We start from the raw sequence: 18,672 nt of genomic DNA, 5'->3' as shown, positions 1-18,672 counted from the left end.
TATTATGGTTTATCCTCTGTAGTCTTCATTCACTTCATCCAACTGCCTATCCGAAATCACTTCTAAGTGCCACCATACTCTTTTTTAGCGTTGGCTCATAAGAAAGATTCCCATTTTTAAAAAAAAGTTAATAGGAGAAGGAGATGAAGTGGAACATGTTACACGGTACGTTAGCGGATTACCCGCGGGAGAAAACGATTCATCAATTGTTTGAAGAGCAGGTTGAGCGCACACCGGATCACATAGCGGTTGTATTTGGGGACAAGCACTTGACGTATGCTGATCTGAACAAACAGGCTAATCAACTAGCACATGTTTTGCGGGCTAAAGGTTTAGATAATGACGAGGCTGTCGGAATTATGGTCGAATGTTCATTGGAAATGATCATCGGAATTTTCGGGATTTTAAAAGCTGGGGGAGCCTATGTGCCGATTGATCCTGAATACCCGAAGGAACGTATACGCTATATGCTGACGGATTCTGGTGCAAATCTCCTGCTGACCCAGCTTCCAATCCACCAACAAACAGAGCTCGCCAGTGTTGTACTGGATTTGTTGGACAAGCGGAACTATGGGAAAGAAACAGGGAACCTCACATCTAATCAAGGTTCCGATACTCTTGCTTGCATTATGTATACGTCTGGCTCTACCGGCGAACCTAAGGGCGCCCTGACGATGCACTACAATATTATACGTGTTGTTAAAAAGACAAATTACATCCAATTCTCGACTAAAGATAGGATATTACAAGTGGCCAGTTTTTCGTTCGATGGTTCTACATTTGGTATTTATGGGGCTTTGCTTAACGGAGGCACTCTCGTATTGAACTCACAAGATCAAACCATGAATGCACGTGAGCTATCAAGCGTCCTACGGACACAACAGATCACGAAATGCTTCGTCACGACAGCACTTTTTAATGCATTGGTGGATGTGGATCCCGATTGCTTTGCAACTATTGAAACCTTGCTATTCGGTGGTGAGAAGGTTTCAGTCAGCCATGTGCGTAAAGCGTTTGCCCGTCTAGGTCCGGGCCGTTTAATTCATGTCTATGGACCGACAGAGAGCACGGTATTTGCTACTTATTACCCGATTGATCATTTGGACGAAAATGCAAATACCGTACCGATCGGCAAACCAATCAGCAGCACGAAGGTTTACATCTTGGATCAAGAGCAGCATCCTCTGCCGCAGGGAGTTGCAGGTGAACTGTACATCGCTGGCGATGGATTAGTTAAAGGTTATTTGAATCGTCCAGAGCTGACAGAAGAGAGGTTTATTCAGTCTTCATGGGTACCTGGAGGCAGGTTGTATCGAACTGGAGATTGGGTGCAAGAGCAAGCGGACGGAAACATCGAATATATCAGCCGGATCGACGATCAAGTGAAAATACGGGGTTTTCGAATTGAGCCTGGGGAAATAGAGTCGCATTTATTAAAAGTAGATGATATACAAGAAGCGGCAGTTATTGCCCGTGAAAAGGAGGCCGGTCAAAAGCAGCTGGAAGCATACTTTACGGCGACCAAAAAACTGACAGCAGATGAAATTAAAACCGCTCTCTCTATAAAGCTGCCGAATTACATGATTCCATCTTTTTATATACAACTAGAGCAAATGCCATTGACACTGAATGGTAAGCTGGACCGCAAGGCACTGTTGGCCCTTGAAGAGAATATACATGGTGGTGCAGAATATGTGTCTCCGAAGCCGGGACTGGAAACGAAGCTGATGGACATCTGGCAGGATGTATTGGGTGTGCAGCAGTTCAGTGTTTTAGATAGCTTCTTCGACCTCGGTGGGCATTCTATTCATGCGCTTACATTAATGTCGAGAATGGAGCGTGCAGGATATCACGCCACTTTAACAGACATTTACCACTATAAAACGATTCAGGCACTCGCTGATTATCTTCGTTCAACTCAGAATAGTGTTATAGGGTCCCAAAAGCAGCAGGGCATCATAGAAACAACACAAGAGTTGATGTCTTGGCTTCACCAAGAAACAGATGGTGTTTACGAGCTGGTGAAATACCAAGTAAGAGATTTTATTCACGAAGTTAGAGATATTCAGGTGCTTTACTGCGACACGGCGGCCGACGTAAACCATATCATGCGGATCATGGATGGGAAAATAGCTCAAGAGCTACTGCCTCACTACATTGTACCACTGCATCAAAAAGCTAAAATGGCTGATCCATACTGGACCATGGATGAAGAGGAGTTTTTCCAGCGTCTGGGCTTAAAAAGCATGGATCTGGATCAGGCGGCAAGTTTACGCAAGCGGCTGGAAGACGATTATTTGAGAAAAGATCAGTGGATTAAAACAGGGCAAGTGGCACAAGAATATCCGCTAAGTGGAATTCAACAAATGCAAATTTCGTTTCATACACCTCCAAGCTTAGGTATATTTAGGCTAGATGAGTGTGTGAATTACGATTTTTTGGATCAGGCTTACGCTCTTTTTATACAAAGTCAAGGATTACTGAGAAGCGTCCCGGTCCAAAGACATGGATGGACTTATTGGAGGGAATACGTACTTTGTAGCGATGGTTTGCCAAAGCTCAACATCATTGACGTGTCGGATTACAATCCATGTGGTCCTATTACGGGCATGATAAATGATTATGTAACGAACACCCGATTCGCCGGAGAACATACTTTGTTCCACATGTTTGTGCTGAAACGAAACTTGCGTGAACATTATGTCATTACTATTTATCATCATGCGATATGCGATCGGGTGACCTCGGAAGTAGCCGAACGACAGTTGATTGCTTACTACAGGAGTCTGCTTCAAAATCGACCCCTTCCTAAGGATGAAGTGAAGCCCTATGTGGAGTATGTTAAACAAATCCAAAGTGGACCGAAAGGAATCACGGAACAAGAATTGATATCAGCCTTTAATCTGGAAGCGTTCCAAAAAAGCAAGCAAAACGTCTTCCAAGCTCCGAAGCTTCGAACGAGCACAGAAGCCTACCTGTTTAACGTAAGTATCCCTGCTGAAAATCCTTCTTTGGAGTTTGCGCTTTCTGTCTATACAAAGGGCTTGCAAACTTATTTAGGTATGGATAAGCTACCATTGTTATTTTTATATGATGGAAGAAGGTACGACGAGGCGGCTTATTATAACACGGCCGGTGAATTTATCGATTTTGTGCCTATGCTGATGGAACTGAAGCAGAATCCAGATGAAATGATGCAGTCTGTCAGAAGCAGACTAGACTTATTAAAGCACCACACGATTAATTTTATGCATCTTTTTACGAGTCCTGATTACAAAGACAAGTGGAAACGTGCCAGAACACTTGCACAGTTTGGGAAGCAGTACGAGCAACTAGACTTATTCATGTTTAACTATTTAGGAAACAGTGCCAAAGCAGGCTCAAAATACAGCAATTATTATGATGATACTGTCATAAAGCAACCAAATCCGCTGCCGATCTATTCACTGTTCAATTGCATTGCTTCTTCCTACACGGACGGCCTTATTTTTTCTATACGATGCAGTTACGAGATAGAGGTTAAGGAAGTCAGGGCTGCTTTTTATCAAGCTGCAGGTATGGCATCCCGGATAGGGGAGGTTTAATAAGTGATGGAATCAGCCAATACATCTAATCAGAGTTGTTCTGATAGGCCGCGACGTTACTTGCCTTTATTTTCTCACCATAGTGGAAATGCCGGACAGCCCGAAGGCCATGATCAAGCGCTTTACAAGATTCGTTTGGGGACAAGACAGGTCAAAACGATTATGGGTTTTGTACAGCATCATCAGCTGGGTATGCCTTCTTTTATAACAGCCATATGGTCCGTACTGTTATCCCATTACGCCAATCAATATGCTCTGCCTGTTTTATATTCCGTGGTATCAGACAAAGAAGGGAAAGGATGTCGTCTGGATTATCCACTACTCATTCATATACAGAAGGAAGATCATCTTCTCTCTTTGATACAAAGGATACAAATGGAATGGAACAAACAACTTAGTAGCGACGAGTGGAGAGAGGATTTTTCGCAGCAAACTAAAGTCGATCCTCTATTAGGGGGGATTAAGGATTTCTTCAATGTGGGTATCTCAGAAATTTATGATGACTTTCCTTCTCCAAGTTTAAATGCGGAAAAGTCCCCTCCCCTTTATGGTATAGATCAGCCAGAAATCGCGCTCTGCTACCGTTATGGCCCGGATGTATTGGAGTGCGCAATACAGTATGATGGCAGCCGTTTGGGAAAAAGGCAAATCGCTAGATTCGCAGGCCATTTCAAAACACTGCTGGCAAATGCACTCCTTCTTCCGGAGAAGACGGTACTATTTCACCCCATGCTGACCACAAGAGAACGCAGACAGATGCAACAATGGAATGATACGGAACAGTCCTATCCTTTGGATAAAACTGTGGTTCATTTGATCGAGGAGCAGGCTGGCCGAACACCCGATGCAATCGCTTTAGAGTTTGGAGAGCAGAAGCTGACCTACTATGAGTTAAATCACCAGGCAAATCAAATCAGCCGCATGATTTTAGAGTCGTATTCGATACAGGGACATGGCGTTCTGCCGACCGGCACGCTGATTGCCATCGTCTTGGATAGAAGCGCAGATGTGATCCCGTCGATGCTTGGAGTTATGAAAGCGGGCGCTGCTTATCTTCCGATCGATCCCCAATATCCTGGGGAACGGCTGCGATTTATTTTAGAAGATGCACAGGCACAAATGATTATAACGCACAGCCAATTAGTAAGTAGGCTGAATCCATATATTTCTCAAATGGATATGGGAGCACATTCGCTGATTTGTGTGGATAAATGCTTGGTACGGCAGGGCTACTATCCCTACGAAAACTTGAAGATCAAGGTTAAACATAATGATCTGGCTTATGTCATCTACACATCCGGTTCTACTGGAAGACCAAAGGGAACGCTTATTGAACACGCTGGTCTGGTTACGTTGATCCCTTATCTTGTTGAAAAGTTTGGTATCACCTCAGATTCAAGAGTCATGCAATTCGCCTCCATTAGTTTCGACGCTTCGGTCTACGAATGGATCGGCACGCTATCAGTAGGCGGAACAGTGGTTGTTCTGTCAGACGAGGAACTGCCTCCTTATGCAGACATTTCAGATATTCTTGAAGAGAAAAATATCCACATTGCCATGCTAACGCCATCTGTGCTGCGAACGATGAAACATAGGGAACTGCCAAGGTTACGGACAATTGTATCTGCTGGAGAACCCTGTACGTCTGATATTGTAGACTATTGGGGAAGAGGAAGACGATTCGTGAACGCTTACGGGCCGACCGAAGTGACGATTATTTGTTCTACTTCTGTCTGCAGACCAGGGAAAGAAATTACGATCGGCAAACCCGTCTATAACAAACGTTTATTCGTTTTGAATCCATTCGGCAGTCCTGTGCCTGTCGGCGTTCCCGGCGAACTATGGGTGGGCGGTATAGGGCTTGCCAGAGGATATTTGAATCGTGAAGAACTGACTCAGGAACGGTTCGTTCACAAAGAGGTTGTAATCAGCAGTGAAAATCCACCACACAGTGAGCGGTTATATAAAACCGGGGACATTGTGAAATGGACGCCGGGTGGTGAATTGGTATTTATCGGCCGTAGTGATGAACAAATTAAAATCAGAGGGTATCGTATCGAACTGGGTGAAATAGAACATCAGCTCTGCCAACATCCCGACATCGGTCAATGTATCGTTCAAGCCTGGAAAGACGGGTCCTACCATAAACTGGTGGCCTATTATACTGCCGTAGAAGAACTGAAAGAGGCCGATCTGACACAGCACTTAAACTCTGTATTACCAGCTTATATGGTTCCTTCATATTTTTGTTATCTGGAGTCATTTCCAGTAAATACAAACGGAAAAGTCGAACGTGGAGCTCTCCCCGATCCGAGGGGCAACTTATTTATTCAAGCTGATGAAGTAGTGGAAGCAGACGAGGACGGTTTCGAAAAGCGCTTGCTTTGGATTTGGCGGCAGATTTTAAAAAGAGGAGATATCGGGGTTAACGACCATTTTTACGCGGTTGGGGGAGACTCAATTCTTGCCATTCAGGTCGTATCTATGGCCAGGGATCATGGTATCATGCTTACTCCAAGACAAGTTGCGGAGTATCCAACCATTCAGAAATTAGCTGCTGTGGTTACTTGGACAGACAATGATCAAAAGGAAGATCTCAGCGTTGACTTGACAGGCGAATTTGGTTTGACACCGATCCAGCACTGGTTTTTCGAGCAACAGTTTGTAGAGCCGCATTATTTCAACCAATCACAGCTTTTTGTACTCAGGGATTGTGATGCTGTGAAGCTGGAAACTGCCATTAATCAATTGATTCGATTACATCCAGAGCTTTCAATGGAGATCGTAGTCAAGGAACATGTGTATTCGCAGCGCTACCGAAAGGATGCTTCCATTCAACTGGCTAGCTACACCCTTCAACAAATCGATTATCCCGAATCCGAAATTTCAAGCATATGTGATACGTGGAACAGACAATTGAATTATGAGACGGGCGCCATGATGTATGCAGGAGTAATTCAAGGTCACCCTGATGGAAAAACCCGTCTGTTTATGACTATACATCATCTAGTCATTGATGGAGTGTCTTGGAGAATATTGGTCCAGGAATTGTATCAATTGTATCAGGGTATAGCGCTGCCTACTGTTTTAAATCCATACAAAAAATGGCATTCTGTATTGATGAGTTATTCTAAACATAAAGATACTTTACGCCATATTGAATATTGGAAAAAGGTGCAGCATCAAACCGCAGCATTTGTGCTGCCAGTGAACCATTCCCCGGCTCGTAAAAAGAGCAGTGAATCTTCGGAATGGGTTACGATGCTTACTCCAGACGATACGGAACTGCTTTTGCACCATTGCTCCCAAGCTTACCATACCGAGATTAACGACCTGCTACTTACAGCCTGGTCCCTGGCGCTCTCCGCTTGGTCTGGGCAGAAGACGATTGCGTTTCGCTTAGAAGGTCATGGACGTGAGCACTTTGTATCCGATATAGATCTGACAAGAACCATCGGTTGGTTTACCTCCATGTTTCCGGTATGCATTCAGATTACGGACAATTCCCCCTTGGGAGCGACGATTAAATCTGTCAAAGAGCAGTTGCGTTGTATTCCTCACCGCGGCATGTCATATGGCGCTTTGAGATACTGCCATCCGAATACAGAAGTCCGTTCCGAGTTATCAGCTTCTGAACCTCAGGCTCTTTTCAATTACTTGGGCCAGTTTGATCAGGGGAATGCGAGCGAATTAAACCAGTGGTTAGGGTTTACAAGTGACGCAGCACAGGATTATAGCTCGCCGCTTAATCATGGAACAAGCCTATTGGAACTCAACTGTTCCATTGTTCATGGCAAGCTGCATTTGTTTATGAAATATAGCAAACGTCACTATGAAGAAGCCACCATTACTCAGTTGTTAGATACTTTTATAACACGTTTGCTTGCTATTATCGAACATTGCAGCCGGACTGAACACCAAGAGTTCACACCTAGTGATTTTCCATCAGTGTCACTGGAACAGCATTCGCTCGACCAGATCGTAAAGACATATCATCGGCAATTTGGTTTGGATAAAATGATGTACCTAAGTCCCTTACAAGAAGGACTGCTGTTCCATTATTTAGATCATCCTAGTTCCGATCAATACTTTGTGCAGGTTAGTTGGAAATATCATGGCAGGCTAGAGGTAGATCGTTACCGGGAAGCCTGGAACAGCATCATTTCTGAAAATGATAGCTTGCGGACTTGCTACATTTGGGAGGCGTTGGACAAACCCATACAATGTATTGTCCGAAATGTAGAATGGGATTGGAGATTTTTGGATTTTGAAGCAGAGCAACCAGAGCAGCAACAGGAGTGTATCGAACGCTGGATGACTATGGATCGTAATCGCCGTTTTGATCTGAGTCAACCTGCGTTCCGCATAACACTGATTCAGACCGCTTCGAATGAATGGACGATGATCTGGAGTTACCATCATATTTTGCTGGACGGTTGGAGCCTGCCGCTACTACTGAGTCGGGTTCATGAACTCTATGCTTGTAGCCTGCAAAACCGGATGCCACAGCGCAGCTTGACCCGTTCTTTTGAAACTTATATTCGTTGGTTAAACAATAAGGATCGCACGGAGGCCGAGTCATTCTGGAAGGCATATTTGGCTGACGTAACGGAGCCGACCCATCTGCCGATAGAGAAGGGCATACTTCCCGATGTACATCAACCGATTGAGAACCAGCAGATCGAGACTTTTTGTATCGATTCGAGACGAACCAAGCGGATCACTGATTTTGTACAGACAGCACAAGTTTCGCTAAATACGTTGGTGCAGTTCGCATGGGGCAAAGTGCTACAAGTCTATCAAGATGCGGATACAACCGTATTTGGCATGGTCGTGTCCGGGAGGGGATCGGATCTTGCACAATCGGATCGGATCACGGGTATGCTGATTAATACGTTACCTTTGGTCATGCACTGGAATGTGGAGCAAACCATCACTGAATATGTACAAAAGCTGCACCAAACCATTCAGAAACTAAACGACTACAGCTATGTGAGCCTGAACGAACTGAATAGCTGGTCTGGTATTCAAGGACATGTCATGTTTTACAGCATCGTAGCATTCGAAAATTATTTGAACAACTATCGGCAGCCTGAAAATGAATTGAAGATGTCAGCTATGGAGGAACGAGAGAAAACGAATTATCCAATGACGATCACCGTTGCCAATGACGGGGAACAGATCACCATCAAGTTTATGTATGATGCAGATCGACTGAAACAAGAAACGGTTTGCCGACTGGCAGAGCATCTGCTAAATACGGTGCAATATGTGTTGGAATATCCGAATCACACCGTCGGAGACGTTTGCTTTATGAACAAGGATGAATATGATCGAATCGTCTATGACTGGAACAATACGTATACAGCATATCCCAGAGAACGTTCAATTGTTGATTTATTCCAGGAGCAAGCGAAACTACGGCCTATGCAGCCGGCAGTAATTGCGCACAATCAGGTTATGCCCTACCACAGCCTTAACCTCATGTCCCAGCACATTGCCAAGATGTTAACGGATGATGCTGATGACAACAATCATGAAAAGTTTATCGGAGTTTACTTGCCGCGCTCTCTTGAATTCATTGTCTCCATCCTGGCGATCATGAAAGCGGGATATGCCTATGTTCCCATTGACCCCGATTTTCCGGCAGCAAGAACCCATGAATTAATCAAGGACGCTGGACTGGACACCATCCTCACTTCACAGGAAGGAGCGGAACGTATCTCGGAAGCCAGTAGGGGAATCCATTTAATATTAATTGATACAGAGCATTTTGACCAAAATGGAGTGGTGAAACAAGAAGAGAAGGAGAACATGATTGCTCCCAATGACCTTGCTTATCTAATGTATACATCAGGATCGACAGGAAAACCGAAAGGCGTTATGGTGGAACATCGCAGTGTCATTCGCTTGGTCAAAAACACCTCTTATTTCCCGTTTTCCTCTGATATCAGATTGCTTTATACGGGTTCGCCTGTTTTTGACGCTTCTACGTTTGAAATTTGGGGGACATTGCTGAATGGAGGACAGCTGTTTGTAGTTTCAAAAGATGATCTTCTAAATATCCATGTGCTGGAGCAGCGGATAAAGGAGTGGAGAATTAATACACTATGGCTAAGTTCCGCACTGTGTAATCACTGGATTGAAGAAAATGAAAAGATATTTGCTGGACTCCAATGGCTGCTCATAGGTGGGGAAATTTTGTCAGTTAAGCATATAAATCGTATCCGGCTTGCCTATCCGGAACTTTCGATTCTCAATGTATACGGTCCTACGGAGAACACCACCTTTTCGACGAGCTACCGGATCGAAAAGTCTTTTGAGCAGAATATTCCTATTGGCAAGCCCATTAGTAACTCAACTTGTTATATTCTGGACAAGTGGGGTCGTGTTCAGCCTGTCGGAGCAATCGGGGAATTATGCGTGGGGGGAGACGGGGTTGCAAGGGGGTATTGGCGGCAAAACCAATTGACACAGCAAGCGTTTGCACCGAATCCATATCACTCTGCCAAAGATGGTGAAAGAGGTACAAATTTAATTCTATACCGTACGGGAGATCGGGCGAGATGGCTACCAGACGGGAATATCGAGTATATTGGACGGGCTGACGATCAGGTGAAACTACGTGGCTATCGAATCGAACTTGGAGAAGTCGAGTTCCGTCTTAGCAGCTATCCTGTAGTGAAAGAATGTCTGGCCTTTGTCCGGGAGGTTCATGGCGATTTGCGGATGATCGCTTACTATACAGCGGAAGAGGAGCAACGAGTGGAGCTGCTTCATAATTTTATGGCTGAAGGTCTTCCATCTTATATGATACCGTTTCGTTACGTTTGGCTGAAATCGTTCCCATTAACGGCTAACGGAAAAATCGATCGCAAAAAGCTTCCTTTACCTGAAATCCATAGTAGTGATAGAGAAGTAAATGCTGGATCGAAGACTGAATTGGAACAAACAATAGAAGAAGTTTGGGGCATGGTTCTGAAGCTAGATTACATTGGCAAAAATGAAGACTTTCATACGTTGGGAGGACATTCGCTCCATGCGCTACGCATAGCCAGTCTGCTGCAAAAAAGCGGATATCCGGTTACGGTTAACCAAATATTTCGCGAACAGACGATCGAACGTTTGGCCGTCTCATTGAGCAATGCAATGACGGATACAACAACTGTCCTTAGTACAAATATGGATATCCCATATATTCAGTCTATAAGAAAAGCATATCCGGATGACGGATTTCCGCTATCTGCTGTACAAAAACGTTTTTTTCAAAGAGATCTCGTGAATCGTAACATGTTTAATGTACCTTACCTGGCCCGGCTCAAAAATTGCATCCCTACAGAATTGCTGAACACGTCGCTTGAGTCACTATTGAACAAACATGCGGCTTTGCGACTATCCTTTGCTCAACTGGAAGATGATGAATGGTATCAGTTTGAGCAGAAAATAAGTGTAGAACAGGTAGTCTCTTACGTGGATTTGCACATGGTCTCGGGATCACATGACGCCTACATTTCGGAATACTGCTCGAAAGTGCAGCGTGAATTCGATATCAAAGAAGGACCCTTATGGAAAGTTGTGTTGTTTGACCATTATTGCGAAGAGAGACAACAGGTGATATTACTTCTGTTCCATCATTTAATTTTTGACGGGATTTCCATAAACATTTTTTTAGAAGAGTTAAGACATCTTCTCCTGCCGGGAAAAGGGAATGATCTGGCGTTACATGCGAAGGAGGAGGGAAGCAGTTATCGGGATTGGTGCATGGCGTTGACCCAATATGCGGCGAAAGACTTTTTTCCTAAAGCATCTACTTTCTGGAGTAAGGTTGTGGAAGGCGGCCAATCTTTACAGGTTGACACGGAATCGGAGATACAGCCACTTCATCGCCACATGAGAACTATAACGTATGATTTACTTGAAGGAGAGGAGCATATTCTTCTTCTAAAAGCATTGGCTGTAAAGCACCATACTACGCCACTGAGCATCTTACTGACGGCATTGTCACAGGCTTGTTTCCAATTGAAAAAGCAATCAGATTTGCTGCTGCATGTGATGTCTTATCAACGTGAGTCCTTTTTGCCGGGTATCGTGATTGATCGTACAATTGGTTTTTTCGCCGGAGCATATCCCCTTCGAATTCAGATCTCGGAAGGAGAACTGTCCGACAATTGGGAAATGGCACTGGGACATGTCGTACACACGTTGCGGCATATTCCATCTGAAGGCATGGATTACTTTATTTTACGCCATTTGATACAGAATATTTATCCAAATACGGAACCACTAAAGGACGAAACACACATGCTTTTCCATTACCAATCAGAGGAAATGAATGGGATAGCCGATGAGTTGTACGAGCCTTTATCCATTTCTTACGGAAATACGAACGCCGCAGACAATCCCTCTGCTTACAAGCTAAATATAACAGCAGGTCTTAGACGCGATAGATTAAGTTTAACCTGCTATTATAGTTCACTACATTATAAGGATCAGACGATCGCTGAACTAATACGCTTCATAAGCGAACATCTGTGCGAAAGCATCGGTGTTCGCCCATATACCATGATAGGGGAGGGGAGCTTCAGATTATGAAAGTATATGAATTTTGCCCATTTTTCAATGAAAATCGCATTGCAGATATTAAAATAAAAGAAAATGCCGGCTGGATTGACGAGCTGCACGTGATCGAAGCCAACAAGACGTTCAGTTATTTGGATAAGCCCTGCAACTTTAATCCAGATTATGTTGGTCCCAAGGTGATTCATCATCCATTTCACGCGGATCAACTGTTTCGTGAACCTGAGAAGCACTCATTGTACTTCGATGTGGATAGCTGCGGCGCAGATAACTTTGACCGCTGGTACTGGCGTCTGCTCAGCTATAACAGTGCGTTTCATAATGAGGCTTGCCAAAGAAACAGAAGTACCTCTATCTTACAGGATAAAGTTAAAGACGATGATGTGATCATTTTGGCTGATTTTGATGAGATCATTGACAGTCGGATGGCGGATCGTATTGTTTCGGAAGTGAAGAAACATCAAGTTATTACAATTAAAATGCACTATTCTGTATTCTTCCTGAATCTTTTTTGCCAATCTAATCACGGTGCTCCTCATTGGAGCTACCGCGTGTTCGCCATGACCGGCCGGTACTTCAAAAGTATGCCTTTCTCACCCGACTATCTCAGGAAGAAGGGAATTGCTGAAGCGTTATATCATGACATTTATTGTCTGGAGGAGCCAGCTGGATTCCACCATTCATGGCTTGAATATCAGAAAACCGCGCTTCCCAAACTGCAAGCTTTTGCTGCCAATGTAGAAGATAAAAGTATATTAAATGCAGAGTATATTGATCAATGCTTACATGATAAAAAGCTGTACTATATCGATACCGAACTTTATGTTGATAACTCAAAATCGTTTTTGAGCAGTCTACAGGAACTTGAAACAGATGATCTTTGGTATAAGTAAAGGAAGTTAGATTAGCTGCCTGAGAAACCCGGTTCACACAAGATCAGGGTTTCTCTTTTGCTTTTTTTCAAGCTATAAGGGGGAGCTACGCCAATTGGGAGGAGTAAAGCGAAAAGAAATCAAATAAAACTGCCGACGAGATCGGCAGTTTAGTTTAAGGATCTTCTGATGATCAGGTTATTCATCGGAAGGTTATTTTGCTATGTAATCAGAATCAATAGTAGCTGTTTGAATTCAATGAACTTATGATAGCAGGCAACAGAGCAACAGCCATAATGATATAGATCACAATTACAATAGCGGCCCAAAGAAGGCCTGCTTTAGCATAGTTAGCTTTGCTCGGATTAGTCGAGCCGCTAAATGCCCACACAAACAGCATAATAAGTCCAACTACCGGTATAGCCATCAGAAGTAAACTGATCATCCACTCCTTGAATGATACAGGAGGCGGGTAAACAGGGGCTGGTCTGGATGGTGCTCCTTGCTGATTGAATTGCGGATTAAACTGGTTAGACAATTAGATCTTCTCCCTACGTGATTAGTATGTTGTGTTTCCTATATTGACCAAAACATCATACATGATATGACAATAAGCAACAAGTGAAATTCAGTAAACAGTCTAATAGTACTACCAAATGATTAAAAATAGGACTATACACCCTATTGACGAAGCAGTTTTTATATATTACTGTATTGATATTAACATTTTGTTTTTATCAATTGATTCAAATTAAAAGTTACATAGAGCATTCATCACTTTTGAATTAAAAGCGACAAATGACCCATATATGAACAGGTAGGTGAGGCAAGTGACAGATGGATCGAAACATAATCACAGTGGCTTGACGGAAGAGGAGTTCTTAGCCCTGTATGATGCGAATGAATATGAGCGCCCATCCGTAACGGTAGATATGCTGCTATTTACGGTAATGGATCAGCTCCAACAAAATTATCGGAAGCTGCCTGAGAAGACCCTCCAGCTTCTTTTGATCCAAAGAGGAGAGCACCCTTATATAGGGCAATGGGCGTTGCCGGGGGGGTTTGTAGGTATAGATGAAAGTCTGGAAGAGGCTGCGCGACGTGAGCTTAAAACGGAAACGAATGTGGATCAGATTTATATGGAGCAGCTATATACTTGGGGAGATGTGGCACGTGATCCTCGTATGCGGGTAATCAGCTGCGCTTACATGGCATTGGTGGATCACGATTCCTTGGAGGTACAGGCGGGGGATGATGCCGATGATGCCCAGTGGTTTGAGCTGGATTACAGCGTAGCTCAGGAAACGCGGACGAAGCAGCCGGAAGGTTACACATGGGAACAAGACATTGATATCACATTGAAGCATGGGGACATCCATCTATCAGCCAAAGTAAAAATAACTGAAATTCTTAAGGGAAGAACCATTGAAATCAAGCGAGAGGTGCTGGAGTCACAAGGAATTGCTTTTGATCATGCCAAAATTATTGCGTACGGTATAGAGCGTCTGCGCAGCAAAATAGAATACACAGATATCGCGTTTCACCTGATGCCAGCTCTATTTACACTGAGTGAGCTTCAGCAGGTGTATGAAATTATTCTAGGTAAGGAGCTGTTGGCCGCAGCTTTTCGTCGCAAAATAGCTGATCTCGTGGAAGAAACCAATGAGTATAGAAAGGCGGCTGGACATCGTCCGTCCAAGTTATACCGATTTAAGCCTCGGTCGCGTTTTATGTAGCATAAGGAATATGAAATGAGGAATCTTCATGGAAAAGTTTACATTTTTTTATCGCAGTCATTCGCCATTTTCGCAATGGTATCCTTCTGATTTTGTCGTGGATGGATTGGAGTTTAACTGTGCCGAGCAATATATGATGTTGAAAAAAGCACAGCTTTTTGGGGATGAAGAGGCAGCCTTGAAAATTATGCAAGCACCTACCCCAAGGGAGCAAAAAGCCCGGGGCCGCAGTGTGCGCGGATTTGACCAATCCTTGTGGGAGGCCAATTGCCGGCAATTTGTATATGACGGTAATTACGCCAAGTTTACACAAAATCCGAATTTGCTCAAGCACCTGCTTAAAACGAAAGGAACCACTCTGGTTGAGGCTAGTCCGACCGACACCATTTGGGGTGTCGGCTTAGCTGAGAGCGATGCTCGTATACGGAACCGCAAGCTATGGCGTGGTACGAACTGGCTTGGGGAAATATTGACGAATTTACGTGAGGATGTATTGCAAAAGGAGAAATAGTCACCATGAAAAATACAATGAATTCCCGGAGTAACCGGGATGCACGATCACATATGGCGCAGGAGACACTATCCATTTTGGAGAATGGATATTACATGAATATCAAACAGGTTCAAGTAAATATGACAAAAGAGATAGGAAATGCGGTCACAGGATCGAAGTTATATACACCTTCTCAACTGGTAGCTGTAAAGCAAGAAACAGAGCAAAGAATAAAAAGTATATGGGGGCCTTCTTCCCGCATAGAAGAACAGACGATTATTGCAAAATTGGAAATTACGGGAGAAAGCACGTTACAGGCGGCATACAGACTCCAGGTAGAGGAGAAGCTGACCCACGTGGCGTGTTTGAATTTTGCATCAGCTAAAAACCCGGGAGGTGGATTTCTCGGAGGCAGCCAGGCTCAAGAAGAAAGCTTGGCTCGTTCGTCAGCGTTATATCCTTGCATTTCACAAATGGAAGAGATGTATGGACATAATCGGAAGCTGCGGAGCTGTTTTTATTCAGATTATATGATTTATTCGCCTGAAGTTCCGGTATTTCAGGATGATCAGGGAACATTGTTGGAGAAGCCATATCAAGTCGACTTCCTGACCGCAACTGCTGTAAATGCTGGAGTTGTGCGAGAACGGGAGCCAGAGCAGGTGAATCGGATTGGGGAAGTGATGCTGGAGCGGATCCGTTACGTTCTTGGAATGGCTAAGCAAAACGGCGTAGAACATCTTGTGCTGGGAGCCTATGGTTGCGGAGTATTTCGCAATAAGCCAGAAGAGGTTGCCCTCTGGTTCAAGCAAGTGCTTGTAGATGAAGGATATGGTTTGCTGTTTGACCGGATTGTTTTTGCAGTGTTGGATCACAAAGCAGACCAACATACTTTAAATAGCTTTAAAAATGTTCTTTCTTGAAGTGAAGGCAGTGCATAAAAACTGTTTTACTATAATATTCCATGAAAAAGGAAGGTGCTGAATGAATCCATCTTCGAATATAACCTGGCATGTGTCCGATATTGATAAGCAAGCGCGTCAGCTTTTGAATGGCCATAAAAGTCCGGTACTTTGGTTTACAGGGCTGTCTGGTTCGGGAAAATCAACGGTATCCTGCACACTTGAAAAAGCGTTATACGCACGAGGCATACACACGTTTATTTTGGATGGAGATAATGTTCGGCACGGTTTAAATCAGAATCTAGGTTTCCTGCCCGCTGACCGTAAAGAAAATATCCGCCGTATTGCCGAAGTTGCAAAGCTAATGGCACATGCGGGTGTTCTAACGATTTGCGCCACCATTTCCCCTTATCGTGAAGATCGTGAAATGGTAAAGGAGATTTTACAGCAGGAAGGTTGCTATGAGATTTATATACAGTGCAGCTTGGAGGAATGTGAGCGACGCGATCCAAAAGGAATGTACAAGAAAGCGCGTGCCGGAGAAATTCATCATTTTACGGGGATTGATGCTCCCTATGAAGCACCGCTGGAACCTGATCTAATCGTATCTACTGAAGGTCGAGAGGTAATCCAGTCGGTTCAGGATATCTTGGATTTTCTCGACAGGGAGCAGCTACTATTATGATTTTATGATGAATTCTACATGAATATTGTCTGAAAGCCTCAATGGCAAAACTTCGAGAAGTGATTAAAGTAATCATCACAGAACGTGAAAATTGAAACATATCTATTGGTAAATAAATACATTACTGCATATACGGCAAGCCTTATGGGGCTTGCTTTTTTATTTATGATTTTAAACTAATTCTAAATCCTAGATTATAATAATTATAAAAAAGTATTGATTTTTGTTTGTGCACAATTTATAGTGAAAGGCACATAGTTAACCAATTCATTCAAGAGGTGATTTCAATCATGAGTAACCAACCAACGAACCTGACTACAAGCTGGGGCGCTCCTGTTGGAGATAATCAAAATTCGATCACAGCAGGCTCACGGGGTCCCACACTAATTCAGGATGTGCATCTGCTGGAGAAATTGGCGCATTTTAACCGGGAGCGTGTGCCGGAACGTGTCGTTCATGCAAAAGGTGCAGGGGCGCACGGATATTTTGAAGTCACTAATGATTTGTCTGCATATACAAAAGCAAGCTTCTTGTCTGAAGTGGGCAAGCGTACACCGATGTTTATCCGTTTTTCTACTGTGGCGGGTGAGCTGGGCTCGTCCGATACTGTACGCGACCCACGTGGTTTTGCGGTGAAGTTTTATACAGAAGAAGGCAACTATGATCTCGTGGGCAATAATACACCTGTGTTTTTTATTCGGGATGCCATTAAATTTCCTGACTTTATTCATACGCAAAAACGTCATCCCCAATCCCATCTGAAAAACCCGAATGCGGTCTGGGATTTCTGGTCCTTATCTCCTGAATCGCTGCATCAGGTAAGTATCCTTATGTCTGACCGCGGTATTCCAGCTACACTTAGACATATGCATGGTTTCGGTAGTCACACGTTCAAGTGGGTAAATTCCGAAGGACAGGCAGTATGGGTGAAATATCATTTTAAAACAGAGCAAGGTGTGCAAAATCTTGATGTGGATTTGGCTGCGAAAATTGCCGGTGAAAATCCGGATTATCATACAGAAGATTTGTTTAATGCCATCAAAAAAGGTGATTTTCCGGCATGGAAACTTCATGTGCAGATTATGCCCGTAGAAGATGCAGATACGTATCGCTTTGATCCATTTGATGTGACAAAAGTATGGTCTCAAAAGGATTATCCGCTGATTGAGGTTGGGCGCATGGTGCTGAATCGTAATCCTGAGAACTACTTTGCTGAGGTAGAGCAGGCGACATTCTCTCCGGGTTCATTTGTTCCTGGAATTGAAGCATCCCCGGATAAAATGCTGCAAGGACGCCTGTTTGCCTACGGCGACGCACATCGCTACCGTGTAGGTGCAAATCATAATTCGTTGCCGATCAACCGTCCGCATGCAGAAGTACACAACTACCAACGCGATGGTGCATTACGCAGTGACAGCAATGGCGGAGGATCTGTTTATTACGAGCCTAATAGTCTCGGTGGACCCAAAGAATCACCTGCGCACAAAATTGCTCCTTTTGAAGTGTCTGGCGAAGCGCAAAGTGTAGCCTACGATCATCATGATCACTACACACAGCCGGGCGACCTGTACCGTTTGCTCAGTGAAGAAGAGCGTGTACGTCTGGTCCGAAACATCGTAAATGCGATGAAGCCGGTAGAAAGTGATGAAATCAAACTGCGTCAGATCGGACATTTCTACAAAGCTGATCCTGAATATGGACGTCGTGTAGCGGATGGTCTGGGCTTGACCGTTCCACAAGGCGAGTAAAAGGATTTTGCAAACTTCTAATCTGATAAACCCGTATGAATAAATAATAAAAGGATGTCCCAACACCACGTACAT

General features: G+C 43.9%; 9 protein-coding genes. 8 read left to right on the top strand and 1 reads right to left on the bottom strand.

Annotation, left to right across the window (positions count from 1 at the left end; translation table 11 throughout):
- The first annotated feature begins 143 nt into the window (after nucleotides 1-143).
- Genes AOU00_RS00395 through AOU00_RS00385 form a run of 3 tightly spaced genes read left to right on the top strand, consistent with a single transcriptional unit; the run spans nucleotide 144 to nucleotide 13,054 of the window.
- Complete coding sequence (locus AOU00_RS00395; protein ID WP_237166250.1) at nucleotides 144-3,584, top strand: amino acid adenylation domain-containing protein; 3,441 nt, start codon at nucleotides 144-146, stop codon at nucleotides 3,582-3,584.
- Between the two features lie 6 nt (nucleotides 3,585-3,590).
- Complete coding sequence (locus AOU00_RS00390; protein ID WP_155765270.1) at nucleotides 3,591-12,176, top strand: non-ribosomal peptide synthetase; 8,586 nt, start codon at nucleotides 3,591-3,593, stop codon at nucleotides 12,174-12,176.
- Nucleotides 12,173-13,054, top strand: a complete 882-nt coding sequence (locus AOU00_RS00385; RefSeq protein ID WP_069289636.1) for a glycosyltransferase family 17 protein — start codon at nucleotides 12,173-12,175, stop codon at nucleotides 13,052-13,054. Before AOU00_RS00390 ends, AOU00_RS00385 begins: the two co-directional genes overlap by 4 nt.
- Before the next feature lie 214 nt (nucleotides 13,055-13,268).
- On the opposite strand, the gene AOU00_RS00380 is transcribed toward AOU00_RS00385, so the two are convergent.
- The gene (locus tag AOU00_RS00380; RefSeq protein ID WP_069289635.1) at nucleotides 13,269-13,571 is read right to left on the bottom strand and encodes a hypothetical protein; all 303 of its coding nucleotides are present in this window, start codon (nucleotides 13,569-13,571) and stop codon (nucleotides 13,269-13,271) included.
- A 292-nt stretch (nucleotides 13,572-13,863) separates the two neighbouring features.
- Between AOU00_RS00380 and AOU00_RS00375 the strand changes: the two genes are divergently transcribed.
- From AOU00_RS00375 to katA, 5 genes are all read left to right on the top strand, one after another.
- Entirely contained in the window at nucleotides 13,864-14,769 is a 906-nt protein-coding gene (locus AOU00_RS00375) for an NUDIX hydrolase (RefSeq protein WP_061828302.1), read from the top strand.
- A 28-nt stretch (nucleotides 14,770-14,797) separates the two neighbouring features.
- Nucleotides 14,798-15,280, top strand: coding sequence for a riboflavin biosynthesis intermediates N-glycosidase (locus tag AOU00_RS00370; protein ID WP_069289634.1), 483 nt, complete (start codon nucleotides 14,798-14,800; stop codon nucleotides 15,278-15,280).
- Nucleotides 15,281-15,285: 5 nt separating this feature from the next.
- A complete protein-coding gene (locus AOU00_RS00365; protein ID WP_069289633.1) occupies nucleotides 15,286-16,185 on the top strand; it encodes a TIGR02452 family protein in 900 nt (299 codons plus the stop codon).
- A 61-nt stretch (nucleotides 16,186-16,246) separates the two neighbouring features.
- Nucleotides 16,247-16,849, top strand: coding sequence for an adenylyl-sulfate kinase (gene cysC, locus AOU00_RS00360; RefSeq protein ID WP_069289632.1), 603 nt, complete (start codon nucleotides 16,247-16,249; stop codon nucleotides 16,847-16,849).
- A 290-nt stretch (nucleotides 16,850-17,139) separates the two neighbouring features.
- Nucleotides 17,140-18,597, top strand: a complete 1,458-nt coding sequence (gene katA, locus AOU00_RS00355; protein WP_069289631.1) for a catalase KatA — start codon at nucleotides 17,140-17,142, stop codon at nucleotides 18,595-18,597.
- The last annotated feature ends 75 nt before the right edge of the window (nucleotides 18,598-18,672 follow it).

The organism is Paenibacillus polymyxa, from assembly GCF_001719045.1.
Classification (GTDB): domain Bacteria; phylum Bacillota; class Bacilli; order Paenibacillales; family Paenibacillaceae; genus Paenibacillus; species Paenibacillus polymyxa_B.
This window is presented reverse-complemented; position numbering and strand designations above follow the sequence as displayed.

What these genes read in the sequence shown, in the direction of transcription:
- AOU00_RS00395 (WP_237166250.1), top strand. Translation starts at nt 144, where the DNA reads ATGAAGTGGAACATGTTACACGGTACGTTAGCGGATTACCCGCGGGAG.
- AOU00_RS00390 (WP_155765270.1), top strand. Translation starts at nt 3,591, where the DNA reads ATGGAATCAGCCAATACATCTAATCAGAGTTGTTCTGATAGGCCGCGA.
- AOU00_RS00385 (WP_069289636.1), top strand. Translation starts at nt 12,173, where the DNA reads ATGAAAGTATATGAATTTTGCCCATTTTTCAATGAAAATCGCATTGCA.
- AOU00_RS00370 (WP_069289634.1), top strand. Translation starts at nt 14,798, where the DNA reads ATGGAAAAGTTTACATTTTTTTATCGCAGTCATTCGCCATTTTCGCAA.
- AOU00_RS00365 (WP_069289633.1), top strand. Translation starts at nt 15,286, where the DNA reads ATGAAAAATACAATGAATTCCCGGAGTAACCGGGATGCACGATCACAT.
- cysC (WP_069289632.1), top strand. Translation starts at nt 16,247, where the DNA reads ATGAATCCATCTTCGAATATAACCTGGCATGTGTCCGATATTGATAAG.
- katA (WP_069289631.1), top strand. Translation starts at nt 17,140, where the DNA reads ATGAGTAACCAACCAACGAACCTGACTACAAGCTGGGGCGCTCCTGTT.